This is a genomic window from Methylobacterium sp. TK31 (genome assembly GCF_055361545.1).
In genome coordinates, this window is record NZ_CM143964.1 from 334,169 (window position 1) to 349,527 (window position 15,359).

Consider the following 15,359-nt stretch of genomic DNA (forward strand, 5'->3'; position numbering starts at 1 on the left):
GCACTCTCACGAGACCCGTGACCGAGCGATGCCCTTCATGGACCTGACCTGGCTCTCGCACCTCCTGCCGCTGATCGCCCTGGTCGGCTGCCTCTACGGCCTGACCGCCGCCGCCCTGGCCGGCCGCTTCGCCCGCAGGGCGGAGCCGGTGCTCGGCGCCACGGCACCCACGGTCACGATCCTGAAGCCGCTCTGCGGCATCGAGCCGAACCTCTACGAGAACCTCGAAACCTTCTGTCAGCAGGCCTATCCGGCGCCGATCCAGATCGTGTTCGGCGTTCAGAGCGCGGCCGATCCGGCGATCGCCGTGGTTCGCCGCCTTCAGGAAGCCTATCCGGCGGCCCGCCTCGATCTCGTGATCGACGCCCGCCAGCACGGCTCGAACCGCAAGGTCTCGAACCTCATCAACATGTCGGCCCGCATCGCCCACGATGTGATCGTCCTCGCCGACAGCGACATGGTGGTGAAGCCCGACTACCTCGGGCGGGTGGTCGCCGCGCTGAGCCAGCCCGGCGTCAGCGGCGTCACCTGCCTCTACCACGGCGTTCCGGCGCACCGGGGCATCTGGGCACATCTCTCGGCCCTCGCCATCGACGTCCAGTTCCTACCGAACGTGGTGATGGGCACCTCCCTCGGACTCGCCAATCCCTGCTTCGGCTCCACCATCGCGTTCAGCGCGAAGGCGCTGGGCGAGATCGGCGGATTCGAGAGGTTCCGGGACGATCTCGCCGACGACTACGCCATCGGCGAGGCGCTGCGCGCCCAGGGCGGCCTCGTGGCGATCCCGAGCTTCACCATCGGTCACACCTGTGTCGACACCGATCTGGCCAGCCTGTGGAGCCACGAGCTGCGCTGGAACCGCACCATCCGCAACGTCGATCCGGCGGGCTATGCCGGCTCGCTCGTGACGCATGCCTTCCCGCTCGCGCTGATCGGCGCGCTGATTCCCGGCGCCGGCTCCACGGCCCTGGCGGTCGCGGCCTTCGCGCTCGCCTGCCGCATCATCCTGTGCGTCCGCCTGGAGCGCGCCTTCGGGCTCGCGCCGCACCCCTACTGGCTGTTGCCGATTCGCGACATCCTCTCGTTCATGAACTTCTCCTGGAGCTTCGTCTCAGGTGCGGTGACATGGAAGGGCCATGATTATCGCGTGGTTGCGGACGGTACCTTGATTCCCGAGACGACGCTCGGCCGCGATGCTGGTGCATCGTCGCTCTGATCTTCGCCTCGACCCTCGTTTCACCTTTCCCCTGATCTCGCTGAGGCCTTGAACCCCATGCGCACCCTTTTCCTGCAGGCCCCCACCTTCGACGGCTTCGACGGCGGCGCCGGCTCCCGCTACCAGGCCAAGCGCGAGATCAAGTCGTTCTGGTACCCGACCTGGCTCGCCCAGCCGGCCGCCCTGGTGCCGAACTCGAAGCTGATCGATGCGCCCCCGCACAACATCAAGCTCGAAGAGATCGTCGCCCAGGCGCATGACTTCGACCTCGTGGTGCTCCACACCTCGGTGCCGTCGTTCAAGTCGGACGTGAAGACCGTCGAGGCCCTCAAGGCCGCCAACCCGAAGCTCATCGCCGGCCTGATCGGCGCGAAGGTGGCGGTGGACGCGGCCGGCTCCATGGCGCAGGCCCCCTGCATCGATTTCTGCGCCCGCAACGAGTTCGACTTCACCGTCAAGGAAGTCGCCGACGGCACCCCGATGTCCGAGATCAAGGGCCTGTCCTATCGCGATGCCAACGGCACCGTGGTCCACAACGAGGACCGCGAGATCATGACGGACATGGACCAGCTCCCGTTCGTGACCTCGGTCTACAAGCGCGATCTCGAGATGGAGAAGTACTTCATCGGGTACCTGAAGCATCCCTACATCTCGTTCTACTCGGGCCGTGGCTGCAAGTCGCGCTGCACCTTCTGCCTCTGGCCGCAGACGGTCGGTGGCCACACCTACCGCACCCGCTCGGTCGCGCACGTGATCGAGGAGATCAAGTACTGCCTGAAGGAGTTCCCCCAGACGAAGGAGTTCTTCTTCGACGACGACACCTTCACCGACAACCTGCCCCGCGCCGAGGAGATCGCCCGCGAGCTCGGCAAGCTCGGCGTGACCTGGTCGTGCAACGCCAAGGCGAACGTGCCCCGCGAGACCCTGAAGGTCCTGAAGGATAACGGCCTGCGCCTGCTGCTGGTCGGCTACGAGTCCGGCAACCAGAAGATCCTCAACAACATCAAGAAGGGCATGCGCGTCGAGGTGGCCGAGAAGTTCACCAAGGACTGCCACGACCTCGGCATCGCCATCCACGGCACCTTCATCGTCGGCCTCCCGGGCGAGACCAAGGAGACGATCCAGGAGACGATCGCCTTCGCCAAGCGCATCAACCCGCATACGATCCAGGTCTCCCTGGCCGCGCCTTACCCCGGCACGTTCCTCTACAAGCAAGCCGTCGAGAACGGCTGGCTCGACGTGGAGAACGCCGAGCTGGTGGATGAGAACGGCGTGCAGATCGCGCCGCTGCACTACCCGCACCTGTCGCACACGGAAATCTTCGCGGCGGTCGAGGAGTTCTACAAGAAGTTCTACTTCCGCGCGCCGAAGATCGCCTCGATCGTCTCCGAGATGGTGCGCTCGCCGGACATGATGAAGCGCCGGCTGCGCGAGGGCGTGGAGTTCTACCGCTTCCTCAAGGAGCGTCAGACCAGCGCCGCCGCCTGAACGCGACGACGGAGCGAACCGAGGCGGCCGGGCTGGAAAGCCCGGCCGTTTCGCGTTTCAGGGTCGGTGCCCCCCACCCAAGCGGAGCTACGAAGTGAAGCGATTGGTTGTCACAGCCGATGATTTCGGCCTGAGCCTCGAGGTCAACGAGGCAGTGGAACAGGCCCATCGCCACGGTATCCTCACCGCCGCGAGCCTGATGGTCTCGGCGCCGGCCGCCGCCGATGCCGTCGCACGCGCCAAGCGCCTGCCCTCCCTGCGGGTCGGTCTCCACCTCGTGATGGTGGAGGCTTGGCCGACCCTGCCGCCGGCCGACCTGCCGGACCTCGTGGGGCCGGACGGCTTGATCCGTAGCGATATGGGGCGGCTCGGCCTTGATCTCGCGCTGAAGGCATCAGCGCGCCGCCAGCTCGCGGCCGAGATCGCGGCTCAGTTCCACGCCTATGCGGCGACGGGCCTGACCCTGGACCACGTCAACGCCCATAAGCACTTCCACGTGCATCCGCTGATCGCGGGCCTCGTGCTCGCGGCCGGGGCGCGGCACGGCATGCGGGCGATCCGTGTGCCGCGCGAGACCCGCGCCGTGCTCCGGGCGGCCGAACCGGGCACGGTCGCGAAGGCGGCGCTCGACACGGCGCCCTGGGCCGCGCTTCTCGCCGTGCGGGCCCGTCAGGCTGGCCTGCTGATCCCCGACCGGACCCTGGGCCTCGCCTGGTCCGGCGCGATGACGCCCGCCCGGGTGGCGGGGCTCCTGGCGCACCTGCCGGACGGCCTCACCGAGCTCTACACCCACCCGGCGACCGGAGGTGGTTTCCCGGGCGAGGCACCGGGCTATGCCTATGCGGCGGAGCGCGACGCGCTGATCGCCCCGGAGAGCCGCGCGGCCGTGGCCGGCGTTGCCCGTGGGGGCTTCTCGGACTTCCTGAGCTGATCGTCTGAGCGATTCGTCGTCGACTCGCCCACCAAAACGGGAACGGGCGCGGATCCGATCCGCGCCCGTTCGTCGATCGGCTTCAGGTCGGCGGCTACTTCGCCGGGACCGCCTCGGCACTCGGCGTGCGGGCCGACGGCGGCAGGGCCGAGTCACCCTCCGGGCGCTTCGGATCGGGATGCTTCGGCGGTGGCCCGAGGAAAGCCGGGACCACGAAGAACGCCGCCACCAGGGTGAAGAACAGCGACAGGGCGAGCAGCTTGCCCATGCTGGCGGTGCCCGGATGGCTCGAGAGCACCAGCGAGCCGAAGGCCGTGCCCGTGGTCAGCGCCGAGAAGAAGATCGCCCGGGTCAGGCTGGAGGCCAGCATGTCGGTGACGCCGGCCCTCCAGGCGATGACGTAGTAGATGTGGAAGGCCACGCCGACGGCGAGCATCAGCGGCATCGCGATGATGTTGGCGAAGTTCAGCGGCATTCCGACGATGTGCAGGGCCATCAGCGTCCACAGGGTCGCTAGCACCAGGGGGCCGAGGGTCATCGCCACGTCCCACGGCTTGCGCAGGGCCACGGACAGGATGATGAAGATCAGCACCAGCGCCGTGATCGCCGCCTGCAGGAACGCGCCGAGGATGGTGTAGCTCGACGAGGTCGTTGCGACGGGGGCACCCGTCGCATGGGGCGCGACGCTCTGCACCTCCTTGGCGAAGTTGCGCAGCACCCGGTTGTCGTTGGCATCGCCGCTGGGATGGACCTCGATCCGCGAGCGGCCGTCGGCGGCGACCCACTCGGCCTTCAGCTTCGGCGGCAGGTTGTCGAGGGTCACCTTCTCGGGGTTCAGCAGCCCGGAGAGGCGGGTGAGCAGCGTCTTCAGGTCCGTGGTCAGCGCCACGCTGGCGGCCTCACGGGTGGCGACCGGAGCGGCCGCGAGCTTGTCGAGGTCGGTGGCGAGATCGCCGGCGGCCTTCGCACCGGGCGCGCTGGAGCCGGACGCGATCCCGCGCAGGGCCGTCACCGCCTCCTTGATCGCCTTGACGTTGTCGGCATCGGTCGGCGGCGGCGGCTTGCGGCCCGGATTCAGCACCGGTCCGAGGAGCTGTGCGGTCTCCGCGATGGTCGCGAGCTTCTGATCCTGATCCGGCGGCACGAAGGTGTTGATGTCGATGATCTTCGCCACCGACTTCAGCTTCGAGAGCTTGTCGGCCAGGGCCGGGACGGCCTCCACGGAGGGCGCCATTACGTCGATGATGTTCGGGCTCGTCGCCGGGTCCTTGATGAGGTCGAGATAGGTCGAGATCGACTCCACCTTCGGGCTGCGCAGGTGCATCGGATTGGAATCGAACGGCAGCTTGAACAGCAGCGGGATGCCCGCCAGCGTGATCAGGCCGACGCCGATCAGGATCGGCTTGCGGTTGCGGATGATCCACGGGTCGACGCCCGCCAGCCAGGTGGTCTCCACGGCCTCGCGCTCGCCCTTCGGCCTGAACACCGCGATCAGCGCGGGCAGCAGGGTGAGGGCGAACAGGTAGGCCACGATCATGCCGACGCCGGCAATGAGGCCGAGTTCGGAGACGCCGCGGAACGCCGTGGGCAGGAAGGCGAAGAACCCCGCGATCAGCGAGATGGCTGCCAGGGTCAAGGACCAGCCGACGCCGTGCGCCGCCGCCCGCATGGCGGAGAGAAGGTCGGGCTGCTCGAAACGGTCGGCCCGATAGCGGACCGCGAACTGGATGCCGAAATCGATGCCGAGACCGACGAAGAGGGCGGCGAACGCCACCGAGATCGGGTTCAGCTCGCCAACCATCAGGAGGCCGAGGCCGGCCGTGACGATGAGGCCCGCGAAGGTGGTGATCAGGACGGCGCCGATCAGCGGGGCGGACCGTAGGGCGAGCCACAGGAACAGGACGATCGCGCCGACGGTGACGCTGTAGTTCAGCAGCGCGTCCTCGGAGAGGGTGGCGAATTCGTCGTCGGCCACGGCCACCGGGCCGGTCAGCCGCATGCGCGGGGCAGCGGCGAATTCCGGACCCCCAAGGGTGTTGATCTTCAGGTCGGAGGCGACCTTGCGCACCACCTCGGTGGCGTTCGCGCCCGGCTGGAGCGCGTTGTAGTCCAGCACCGGCTGGATCATCACGAACTTGCGCAGGTCGGTGCTCTGCGTCTGTCCGTTGGACAGGAGCATCTGCCAGGACATCCGCGCGGGCTCGCCCGCCAGCACCTTGCGCACCGTCGCGTCGATCTGGGTCATCGGCCGCTCGAGATCCTCGAGTTTGGCGTCGCCGCTCTTGATGCCGCGTGCACCCAGGCCGAGGACGCGCATGATGCCCCGCAAGGACGGGTCGGCCGCCAACGGGCCGAGGAGACCCTGCTGCTGCACCAACTGCTCGGTGGTCTTGGTCAGCTCCTCCTGCGACATCAGCAGGAAGCCGTTCTTCTCGTAAAAGGCGCCGCCGTCGGGGCGGTAGACCGACTCGATCATTTCCTTGTGGCTGGCGAGGGCGGCGGAGAACTCGGCGGCCGCTTCCTCCGCCTGTTCCGGCGTCTTGCCGTCGATGACGGCGACTAGGGTACCGGTGCGCTGCGGGAATGCCTTCTCGTAATTGATCTCGTCCTGACGCCACGGCACATCCTTGTCGATCAGCCGCTCGACGTCGGTGTTGATCTTGAAGAGATGAGCCGCCACACCGGCACTCGCCACGGTGACGAGTGCGACCAGGGCTATGACCAACCAGCGACGCTGGACGGAAAACGCGACGAGACGTTCGATCACGAGTGTCCTACCTGCCTGAGCGATCCTGTTCCCGTCCGGTCGCGCCGCATGTCGGCGCCGAGGCCCGAAGCGGCCACGGAACGAGAATCGATCTGTCTTGTGACGCCGGTTATCACCTGTTGGTGGAAAACCCGAATCTGGAGCCGGGACGTTTTCGCACGAAGCCGAAGGGCGACGGCGTCGCGGGCATTCAAACGAATCGCATCGCTCACATGAATTTGCTTCACTGAGGCGCCCACCTAGCGGCCCGATGGCTGTAATGCAACGCGAACGGACCGGAGCGGTGCCGGTTCGCTTTCGCGTGCGGTTTCGCACCGCACTTCTGCGCGACCGGAGCTTTGCTGCGGATGGGTGCTGCGACCAGAACCGTCAAGCTGCGGCCCTGGCATGCAGTCATGGATTAGGAATAACCGCTTCCGGTGGGGTTATGTGCCACCGGGGCGTCTCGGCTGTCCGACGGTCTTCGAGATCCGTCTGTGGCCGGATTGTTTCAGCGTCGGCAGAACTTGCGCGATCGGCATCGAAACGGCGTCTTTCGGATCGGTTCCAGTCTAGCTCGCTGGAATTTGGCCTTTTTTCACGCTAAGCAGCCCGATACATCGGGGCCAACAACAAGGAGCCGCGTCTTGGGCATCCCTATCCGGTACGTCGCGAAGATTGGCGGCTACATCCTGAAGCAGCACCTCACCGGTCGCAAGCGCTACCCGCTCGTGATGATGATGGAGCCGCTGTTCCGCTGCAATCTCGCCTGCGCCGGCTGCGGCAAGATCGATTACCCGGACGAGATCCTGAACAAGCGGCTGCCGGTCGCCGATGCGCTGGAATCCGTGCGCGAGTGCGGTGCACCCGTGGTGGTGATCGCCGGCGGCGAGCCGCTGCTCCACAAGGATCTGCCCCAGATCGTCGAGGGCATCATCGCGCAGAAGAAGTTCGCCATCGTCTGCACGAACGCGCTGCTCCTCGAGAAGAAGATCAAGGAGTACAAGCCGAGCCCGTACTTCACCTGGTCGATCCATCTCGATGGCGACAAGGAGATGCACGACCAGTCGGTGTGCCAGCGCGGCGTCTACGACAAGGCCGTGGCGGCCATCGCCAAGGCCAAGGAGATGGGCTTCCGGGTCACCATCAACTGCACCTTCTTCAATAACTCCTCCGCCGACAAGATCGCCAACTTCTTCGACAGCGTGACGAAGATGGGCATCGACGGCATCACCGTCTCGCCGGGCTACGCCTACGAGCGGGCTCCCGACCAGAAGCACTTCCTGAACCGCAAGGCGACGAAGGAGCTGTTCCGCGGCGTGTTCCGGCACGGCAAGGAGAAGGGCCGCGAAAAGTGGACCTTCCAGCAGTCCGGTCTGTTCCTCGACTTCCTGGCCGGCAACCAGACCTACCACTGCACCCCCTGGGGCAACCCGACCCGCACCGTGTTCGGCTGGCAGAAGCCCTGCTACCTCCTCGGTGAAGGCTATGCCGCGACCTTCAAGGAGCTGATGGAGGAGACCGACTGGGACTCCTACGGCACCGGCAACTACGAGAAGTGCGCCGACTGCATGGTCCATTCGGGCTACGAGGCCTCCTCGGTGGTCGACTCCGTGAAGAAGCCCTGGAAGCCGCTTGTCCATGCCCTGCGCGGCATCAAGACCGAGGGTGAGATGGCGCCCGAGGTCAGCCTCGAGAACCAGCGCCCGGCCGAGTTCGTGTTCTCGCGCAACGTCGCTCAGAAGCTGTCCGAGATCAAAGCCTCGGGCGTCGACACCAAGCGCGAAGCCCGGAACCGCAGCGCCGCCTAAGCCGACCCCGGCTCGGTTCGTCCCATCTCGAGAAACCCCGCTCTGCTTCGGCAGGGCGGGGTTTTTTGTTGATGGGGTTGCCTGAAGCGCTGGGCCGACGCCTCAGAAGGCCGAGATGCCGCGCTTGCGCGACGGGACGCCGATGCCGCCGTTTCCGATTTCCTGGGTGGAGGAGACCTCCGTCGTCGTATCGGCGGCCGGGCCAGCCGGGGCGGCCGGGGGCAACTTGCCGACCCGTTCGATGCGGACGCCGACGTAATCGCCGCGGCGCCAGGCGACCCGGACGAGGCACAGGAAATCGCGGCCGATGATCCTGAGCATGAACACCGACGGGAGCGCCTGATTCGCGCCGACGCAGATCCGCGCTCCGGATTTGGAGACGTCCTTCACGCTGCAGGGGATCTCGGTGCCGTCCCGAAAACGGATCGTCGCAATCCAATTGGTCGGACTGCGCTCTTCACGACGCTGGATCGGCGTCGGGTCTTCGGGTTGCTCCATGAGGGTCGTCACGAGCTCTATCTCCGCGCCCCATGCGCGTGGCCGAGTCATAGCAACGCAATTCTTTACAGACGGATATCGTCTTATTCTCGGTGCATCTTTGAAATCCGTTCCCCATTCATGCGAACGGTCACGTTCCTGCGAGCGCTCCCCGGCCGACGCCGGCTCCAGTCCGGACGAGACGACGAACCCGGTCCCGGCCTTTCGTCCGCATTCCGGCCTCCGAAATGCCTCTCCGGCGAAGCTTCGGACCCGAATGGGCGCGAACGCCTTGCCTTGCCGGCGCGAATCCTGATAAGGCAACCGCCTTTCCGCGATGCATCGACACATCGCCGAGGCCGCCGTCAGGTGCCTCGTTCCCGAGACCCTATGGACAGGCGGCGGGCTCGTCCCCGACCGACGTGAGACCGATGAAGATTCGCAACTCCCTCAAGTCCCTGCGTGGCCGTCACCGCGACAACCAGATCGTGCGTCGCAAGGGCCGCGTCTACGTCATCAACAAGACCCAGAAGCGCTTCAAGGCCCGCCAGGGCTGAGGCGGAGCCTGCGCCGCGCCGCCGACGCGGCAAGCGCGCACGTTGACGTCGCGATGCGGGGCGAGGAAGCTCCGCGCATGTCGCGAGCCGTCCTCCCTCGATCCAACCTGCCGTCGTCCTGCCTGAAAGCCGCGCTCGTCGCGGCTTTCTGCGTTTGGCTCGCCCCCGGCGCGATGGCCAAGCCCGCGTCCGAGCCGCAACCGGCGAAGAAGACCCAGCCGCTCAGCCTCGACGATCTCTACGCACGCCTCAAGGCGGCCGGGGACGATGCCGAGGCGAAGGGCGTCGCGCGGCTCATCGAGCAGCGCCTCGGCCGGTCCGGCAGCGCCACCGCCGACCTGCTTACCGAGCGGGCGCGGCAGGCGATGTCCGGCCAGGACCTTCCCCTGGCGATCGAACTGATGGACCGGGCCACGACCCTGGAGCCCGGTTGGTCCGAGGGCTGGAACCGGCGCGCCACGGTGTTCTGGATGCTGTCCGACCCCTCGGCGGCCATCGCCGACCTGCAGCGCACTTTGGTGCTGGAGCCCCGGCACTACGAGGCCTGGGCGGCCCTGGGGCGGATCTACCAGACCCTGGACGACAAGCGCCGCGCCCTGGAGGCCTTCCGCCGGGCGGCGGCGCTCTATCCGCGGATGGACCGGCTGCAACAGGCCATCGACCGGCTGGCGCCGGACGTCGACGGCCGCGACCTGTAGCCGATCATGCTCCTGCTCAAGCTGGTCGCCGGCCTCGTCGCCGGCGGGGTCGTCCTCGCGCTCGTCGCCGCCGGTGTCACGCTGCTGATCTCGGCGCGGATCGAGGCGCGCTATCCGCCGGCCGGGCCCTTCGTGGCGGTGACGGGCGGGCGCATCGCCACGATCCAGGCCGGCCCGAATCCCGGGCCTCGCGGCACCGTCGTGCTCCTGCACGGGGCCTCGGCCAATGCCGCCGACCCGATGACCGATCTCGGCCGCCGGCTCGCGGCGGAGGGGTTTCGCGTGGTCGCCCTCGACCGGCCGGGCTTCGGCTGGAGCGACCGCCTGACCGGGAGCGCCATGGCGACGCCGAGGGCGCAGGCCGGCGCGATCGCCGAGGCCCTGCGGAATCTCGGCCTGGGGCCGGCGCTCGTCGTCGGCCATTCCTGGTCGGGGGCGCTGGCGACGGCGCTGGCCCTCGATCATCCCGACCGGGTCGCCGGGCTCGTGCTCCTCGCGCCGGCGGTGATGCCGCTGCCCGATCTCGGGCCGATCCCCTGGTACTACCGGCTCGCCCTGGTGCCGCCGGTGACCTGGCTCCTGAGCCGCACGGTGGCGACGCCGGTCGGGCTCTATTACCTGGCGCCGGCCGGCCGATCGGTGTTCAAGCCCCAGGAGGCGCCGGCCGACTATCTCGAGGCGAGCCGGGCCGCCCTGGTGCTGCGCCCGGCGACCATGCTCGCCAATGTGCAGGACCTGATGGCGCTGCCCGAGGCCCTGAAGCGCCAGAGCGCCGAGTACGGGCGCATCGCCGCGCCGACGACCATCGTGACCGGGGACCGCGATGCCATCGTCCCGGCCGACCGGCACGCCCGGCCCCTGGCGGCCCTGATTCCCGGGGCCCGGCTCGTGGTGCTGCCCGGCATCGGCCACATGGTCCACGCGGTGGCGACCGAGGCCGTCGTCCTGGAGGTGGAACGCCTCGCCGAATCGCGGCCCGTGCCCTGAGGTGCGCCCGGGCCGCGAGCCCCGGCGCACCTTATAGCATCAGGCCTTGGCGGCGTGCTCGCGAGTGACGAAGGCGATGCGCACGAGGTTGGTCGCCCCCGGCGTCCCGAAGGGCACGCCCGCCACCACGATGATGCGGCCGCCGATCTCGGCGAAGTTTTCGCGCACCGCGAACTTCGCCGCCCGGAAGGCCATATCGTCGACGTCGCTGGCGTCCTTGGTGACGATCGGGTGGGTGCCCCAGCACAGGGCGAGGCGCCGGGCGGTCTCGCGCTTCGGCGTCAGCGCGATGATGGTCGCGTTGGGCCGCGAGCGGGCGAGGCGCAGGGCGGTGGAGCCCGAATGCGTCCAGGCCATGATCGCCGTGAGGTTCAGGGCATCGACCATCTGGTGGGCCGCCGCCGCGATGGCGTCGGAGGCGGTGGCGTCGGGCTCGGAGCGCTGGGCCGTGAGGATCGTCCAGTACAGGGCGTCGCGCTCGACCTGCTCGGCGATCCGGCTCATCATCGAGATCGCCTCCAGGGGGAAGCTGCCCGAGGCGCTCTCGGCCGAGAGCATCACCGCATCGGCGCCCTCGTAGACGGCGGTGGCGACGTCCGAGACCTCGGCGCGGGTCGGTACCGGGGCGGTGATCATCGATTCGAGCATCTGGGTCGCGACCACGACGGGCTTGCCCATGCGGCGAGAGGCGCGGGTGATGCGCTTCTGCACGCCGGGCACCTGCTCCAGGGGCATCTCGACGCCGAGGTCGCCGCGGGCGACCATCAGGCCATCGGAGATCTCGATGATTTCCTCCAGGCGGGTCAGGGCCTGCGGCTTCTCGATCTTGGCCATGACGAGGGCGCGGCCGGCCGCGACCTTCTTGACCTCGGCCACGTCCTCGGGGCGCTGCACGAAGGAGACGGCGATCCAGTCGGCGCCCGCCGCGAGGCCGGCCTCGAGGTCGCCGCGGTCCTTCTCGGTCATGGCGGCGACGGGAATCACGGTGTCGGGCAGGGAGACGCCCTTGCGGTTCGAGATGCGGCCGCCGACCTCGACGCGGGTCACGGCGCGGCCCTCGGACACCTCGGTCACGGTCAGCCGCAGCTTGCCGTCGTCGATGATGACGACGTGGCCGGGCTCCAGGGCCGAGAGGATCTCCGGATGGGGCAGGTAGACCCGCGAGACGTCGCCGGGGGTCGGGTCGCTGTCGAGCACGAAGGTGGCGCCGTTCTGCAGGATGGCCGCGCCCTCGGCGAAGGCGGCCACGCGCAGCTTCGGCCCCTGGAGATCGACCAGGATCGCGATCGGGTGCTTCAGCTCGCGCTCGATCGTGCGGATGACCTCGATCTTCTCGGGCAGCTTCTCGCGCGGCAGGTGGCTCATGTTTAGGCGGAAGACGTCCGCGCCGGCGCGAAACAGCTTCTCGATCATCTCCGGCGTGTCGGAGGCCGGGCCCAGGGTCGCGATGATCTTCGTGCGGCGTGAACGTTTCAAGGCAGTCTCCATCCCCAGAGTGGGCTCCGCCGGCTTCGAGACGACCGGATCTTGAGCGAGGGCCACAAGCACCGAAGCGGCCGGGAGGTCAAGAACGCCGCGCCGGACCCGCCGGCGCCCGGGCCGCCGCGATGCGGCCAGCACATGGACGACGAGACGGCGAGCAGGAGACCAGGGCCGGCGAAGGGGAGGGGCACAAAGGGACTGGAGATGCGGACACGGGTGGGCGGCCCCGCCGCCGTTTCCGGCGCGGGCTCGCGATGGCGGGAGACGCGGGACGCCGCGAAACCATGGGAAGACAATGAAGGCCGGTTCCCCGGCGTCCCTGGACCCGGCCCCGGAGGGCCGAACCCGTCACGTCACGGCGTCTTGCCTACGGCGCCGGCGACTCGGCTTGTGGCGGCCCTCCTCCGATGCCCCGATCCCTCGCGGGATCGCCGCACCGGCGGCCGGCTTATCATGGCTCCAGGCCCCGGACCCGCCTCGTAGTGGGCGAGCCGTCCGTTGTCTGGGGGTGCCCCAGAAGTCGGACCGACGGATCGGCCCCCTCCCGGAACACCTTGCGTCGCATGGCGCAGCCCGGGGCGATGGCGATACCGGGCCATCGACGCGGGCGCCGTCTCCTCCTCCCAAACCCGCCGACCCGGTCCGCCGGCGGGCCTCCCGGTGGGGGAGGCGAGTGGCGGCAGATAAGCATAGGGTAGGAATATTGTCAATGTTTTTTCGTGCGGCATCCCGGCCGTGATCGATGGCGGACGCGCGTCGCGATCCCGGCCGGGTGGCCAGTCTGATGGTTGCCCGTACCGGGGTGGCTCCGACCGAGCCGTGCCCTGCGACTGACGGACCTCTCCCAGATGGGGGGTCATGAGCTGGCGCTTGAGCTCATCGAACCCGTTGCGCCCCCTGAAGAGTCCGATTGTTGGCAATCGATAAGGTGTGAACGCAAGGCTGGAATGGATGGTGATCTGTCTTTCCGCTTTGTGCACGAGTTGCGCAACAGTCAGACGTTCAACCTCAGCTGACGAGGGTAATAATCGCGCATCTCTTTGGATACGGCCTCATCAAATCTCGGTCATCGTCACGATCTATTAGTCACCATGCGCCAAGCCTCGAATTGCGCACAGCGTTCGCCAAGCTGCATACGAGGATGCTGAGGGACATGTCGGATCGAATGCGGGAGGCTCAGCGTCAGCACGCGTTGGCCGAGATCGCCCTACTTGATACCCCACCCGAGCAGGAGTTCGACGCGCTGGCAAAGCTCGCAAAGCGTATGCTCGGCACCGGCATGTCGTCGATCACGCTGGTCGCCCCAGAGCGACAATGGTTCAAAGCACGTTGCGGACCGCTCGCGCTTGAGACCGCGCGCGCTCAGGCTTTCTGCCCAGTCGTAGTCGAGACCGAGGCACCCCTCACCGTTGCGGACGCGCGCCTAGATCCACGCTTTGCCCAAAGTCCGTTCGTCACGGGTGCGCCGTACATCCGCTACTACGCCGGCGTACCGGTTCGCGTCCGGAGGATCGACGGCGAACGGGTGACGGTCGGAACTCTCTGCGTCCTCGACGCACAGCCCCGTGAGCCGAAGCTGACCGACCTTGAAGTTCTTGGGGAACTCGCCTGCATCACTGAGGCCTTGATCGAGGCCCGAGCTGTCGCGCTTCGTGCCGCCGAGGCAGCCGAGGATCGTCGGCTGTCCGTCGAGGGGCTGGAGCGCGAACGCCGTCAATTCAAGCAGGCCGAGCGCTTAGCCAACATGGGATCATACCGGCACGACATCGAAGCGCAGCGCACCCATTGGTCGGATGGGGTCTTCGCCATACACGAACTACCGGTCAGCGGCGGCGTGCCGAACGGCGAGATTATGAACCACTTCCCTGAGCCGGACAGAACCGCCTTCGTCAACGCGGTGATGCGAACCCTCGATACGGGCGAGCCGTTCGAGATGGACGCCGATTTTCTCACCGCAAAGGGGAACGCGCGGCGCGTGCGGTGTTCCTGCGAGATCGAGTTGGCAAAGGGCAAACCCGTCGCCCTCATTGGTCTGATCCAGGACGTCACAGAGCGGCACGCTCTAGAGCAGCGTCTGCGCCACCAAGCTCGAACGGACGATCTCACCCAACTGGCCAATCGCGCCGAATTTCATCGTGTTCTCGATGCACGGCTGCGCGAGGCACGCGCCGCTGAGGGCGACGTGGCGGTCCTTCTGATCGACCTCGACGGTTTCAAAAGCGTCAACGACCGGCTCGGACATGCGGCGGGCGACGAGGTTCTGCGCCGTGTGGCGAAGCGGTTGCAGGCGCCCTGCTATGGCGCGTTTCTCCCAGCGCGGCTGGGGGGCGACGAATTCGCTGTTCTAGGGCCTGCCGGGTGCGATCGCGCAGAAGTGGATGCGACGGTGCGGCGCCTCTTGCACGATCTTGAGATCGTCGTGAACGGACAGGGGCAGATCGCCCGAGTGACGGGAACGATCGGGCTCGCATGGTCGCGCGAAGCTGCACACGATCGCGATGTGCTTCTCCGCCACGCTGACGCGGCACTCTACGCAGCAAAGCGCACACAGAAGGGCACGGCACAGACCTATATGGCGGCGTCAGATCAGCCTGCCAGACAACTCATAGCGCGTCCGCTTACGAGATGATGCTCAGCGGACGCCTGAGACTGGGTTGGGTCGAACACGGAACGTCCGCTTATGACCCCAAAGTCAAAGCTCGCTGTCGATCCTAGCCAAACCATCAGCAGGAGTCTTAGGAAATAGATCCTAGACCTCCAAGATGAACCGGATCGACGGCGTGAGTCCCGAATCCGTCCCGGCCGAACCCCGGCCGGCCTTCGGGGCGCCGGCGCCGCCGGCTGATCCGGGTGCGTGCGTTGGATCGTGCAGCGCTTCCGCGCGCCGGTATCGACCTCGTGGAATCCCTCGCAATGGAGGCCGCGGGTGATCGGACCACCGGCCTCAGCGCATCCCTTCGTGATCC

Annotated in this window: 12 protein-coding genes; 9 read left to right on the forward strand and 3 right to left on the reverse strand. The window is 67.5% G+C overall.

Going from position 1 to position 15,359, the window contains the following annotated elements; translation table 11 throughout:
* Positions 1 to 37 precede the first annotated feature (37 nt).
* The 3 genes from hpnI (at position 38) to hpnK (ending at position 3,635) form a co-directional block, all read left to right on the forward strand.
* Positions 38 to 1,216, forward strand: a complete 1,179-nt coding sequence (hpnI, locus tag ACXJY8_RS01475; RefSeq protein WP_463780276.1) for a bacteriohopanetetrol glucosamine biosynthesis glycosyltransferase HpnI — start codon at positions 38 to 40, stop codon at positions 1,214 to 1,216.
* Between the two features lie 57 nt (positions 1,217 to 1,273).
* On the forward strand, positions 1,274 to 2,704 hold the full coding sequence (gene hpnJ, locus ACXJY8_RS01480; RefSeq protein WP_463775429.1) for a hopanoid biosynthesis associated radical SAM protein HpnJ: 1,431 nt from the start codon (positions 1,274 to 1,276) through the stop codon (positions 2,702 to 2,704).
* Between the two features lie 94 nt (positions 2,705 to 2,798).
* Positions 2,799 to 3,635, forward strand: coding sequence for a hopanoid biosynthesis-associated protein HpnK (gene hpnK, locus ACXJY8_RS01485; protein ID WP_463775435.1), 837 nt, complete (start codon positions 2,799 to 2,801; stop codon positions 3,633 to 3,635).
* 94 nt (positions 3,636 to 3,729) lie between these two features.
* Here the strand turns inward: hpnK and ACXJY8_RS01490 are convergent, their stop codons facing one another.
* Positions 3,730 to 6,402, reverse strand: a complete 2,673-nt coding sequence (locus tag ACXJY8_RS01490) for an MMPL family transporter (protein ID WP_463775437.1) — start codon at positions 6,400 to 6,402, stop codon at positions 3,730 to 3,732.
* 2 nt (positions 6,403 to 6,404) lie between these two features.
* Here ACXJY8_RS01490 and ACXJY8_RS01495 point away from each other — a divergent pair, with 2 nt between their 5' ends.
* Both ACXJY8_RS01495 and hpnH read left to right on the forward strand, forming a co-directional pair.
* On the forward strand, positions 6,405 to 6,632 hold the full coding sequence (locus tag ACXJY8_RS01495) for a hypothetical protein (RefSeq protein ID WP_463775442.1): 228 nt from the start codon (positions 6,405 to 6,407) through the stop codon (positions 6,630 to 6,632).
* A 396-nt stretch (positions 6,633 to 7,028) separates the two neighbouring features.
* Complete coding sequence (gene hpnH, locus ACXJY8_RS01500) at positions 7,029 to 8,192, forward strand: adenosyl-hopene transferase HpnH (RefSeq protein WP_463775445.1); 1,164 nt, start codon at positions 7,029 to 7,031, stop codon at positions 8,190 to 8,192.
* A 102-nt stretch (positions 8,193 to 8,294) separates the two neighbouring features.
* On the opposite strand, the gene ACXJY8_RS01505 is transcribed toward hpnH, so the two are convergent.
* Positions 8,295 to 8,993, reverse strand: coding sequence for a PilZ domain-containing protein (locus tag ACXJY8_RS01505; RefSeq protein ID WP_463775449.1), 699 nt, complete (start codon positions 8,991 to 8,993; stop codon positions 8,295 to 8,297).
* 107 nt (positions 8,994 to 9,100) lie between these two features.
* On the opposite strand from ACXJY8_RS01505, the gene ykgO reads away from it, so the two are divergent.
* The 3 genes from ykgO (at position 9,101) to ACXJY8_RS01520 (ending at position 10,911) form a co-directional block, all read left to right on the forward strand.
* Positions 9,101 to 9,226 (forward strand): type B 50S ribosomal protein L36, encoded by a 126-nt coding sequence (gene ykgO / locus ACXJY8_RS01510; RefSeq protein ID WP_056222898.1) that lies wholly within the window; start codon positions 9,101 to 9,103, stop codon positions 9,224 to 9,226.
* Positions 9,227 to 9,303: 77 nt separating this feature from the next.
* Complete coding sequence (locus ACXJY8_RS01515; RefSeq protein WP_463775454.1) at positions 9,304 to 9,924, forward strand: tetratricopeptide repeat protein; 621 nt, start codon at positions 9,304 to 9,306, stop codon at positions 9,922 to 9,924.
* A 6-nt stretch (positions 9,925 to 9,930) separates the two neighbouring features.
* Entirely contained in the window at positions 9,931 to 10,911 is a 981-nt protein-coding gene (locus tag ACXJY8_RS01520) for an alpha/beta fold hydrolase (RefSeq protein ID WP_463775457.1), read from the forward strand.
* A 39-nt stretch (positions 10,912 to 10,950) separates the two neighbouring features.
* Here the strand turns inward: ACXJY8_RS01520 and pyk are convergent, their stop codons facing one another.
* Entirely contained in the window at positions 10,951 to 12,387 is a 1,437-nt protein-coding gene (gene pyk, locus ACXJY8_RS01525; protein WP_463775460.1) for a pyruvate kinase, read from the reverse strand.
* A gap of 1,159 nt (positions 12,388 to 13,546) precedes the next feature.
* On the opposite strand from pyk, the gene ACXJY8_RS01530 reads away from it, so the two are divergent.
* The gene (locus ACXJY8_RS01530; protein ID WP_463775464.1) at positions 13,547 to 15,022 is read left to right on the forward strand and encodes a diguanylate cyclase domain-containing protein; all 1,476 of its coding nucleotides are present in this window, start codon (positions 13,547 to 13,549) and stop codon (positions 15,020 to 15,022) included.
* The last annotated feature ends 337 nt before the right edge of the window (positions 15,023 to 15,359 follow it).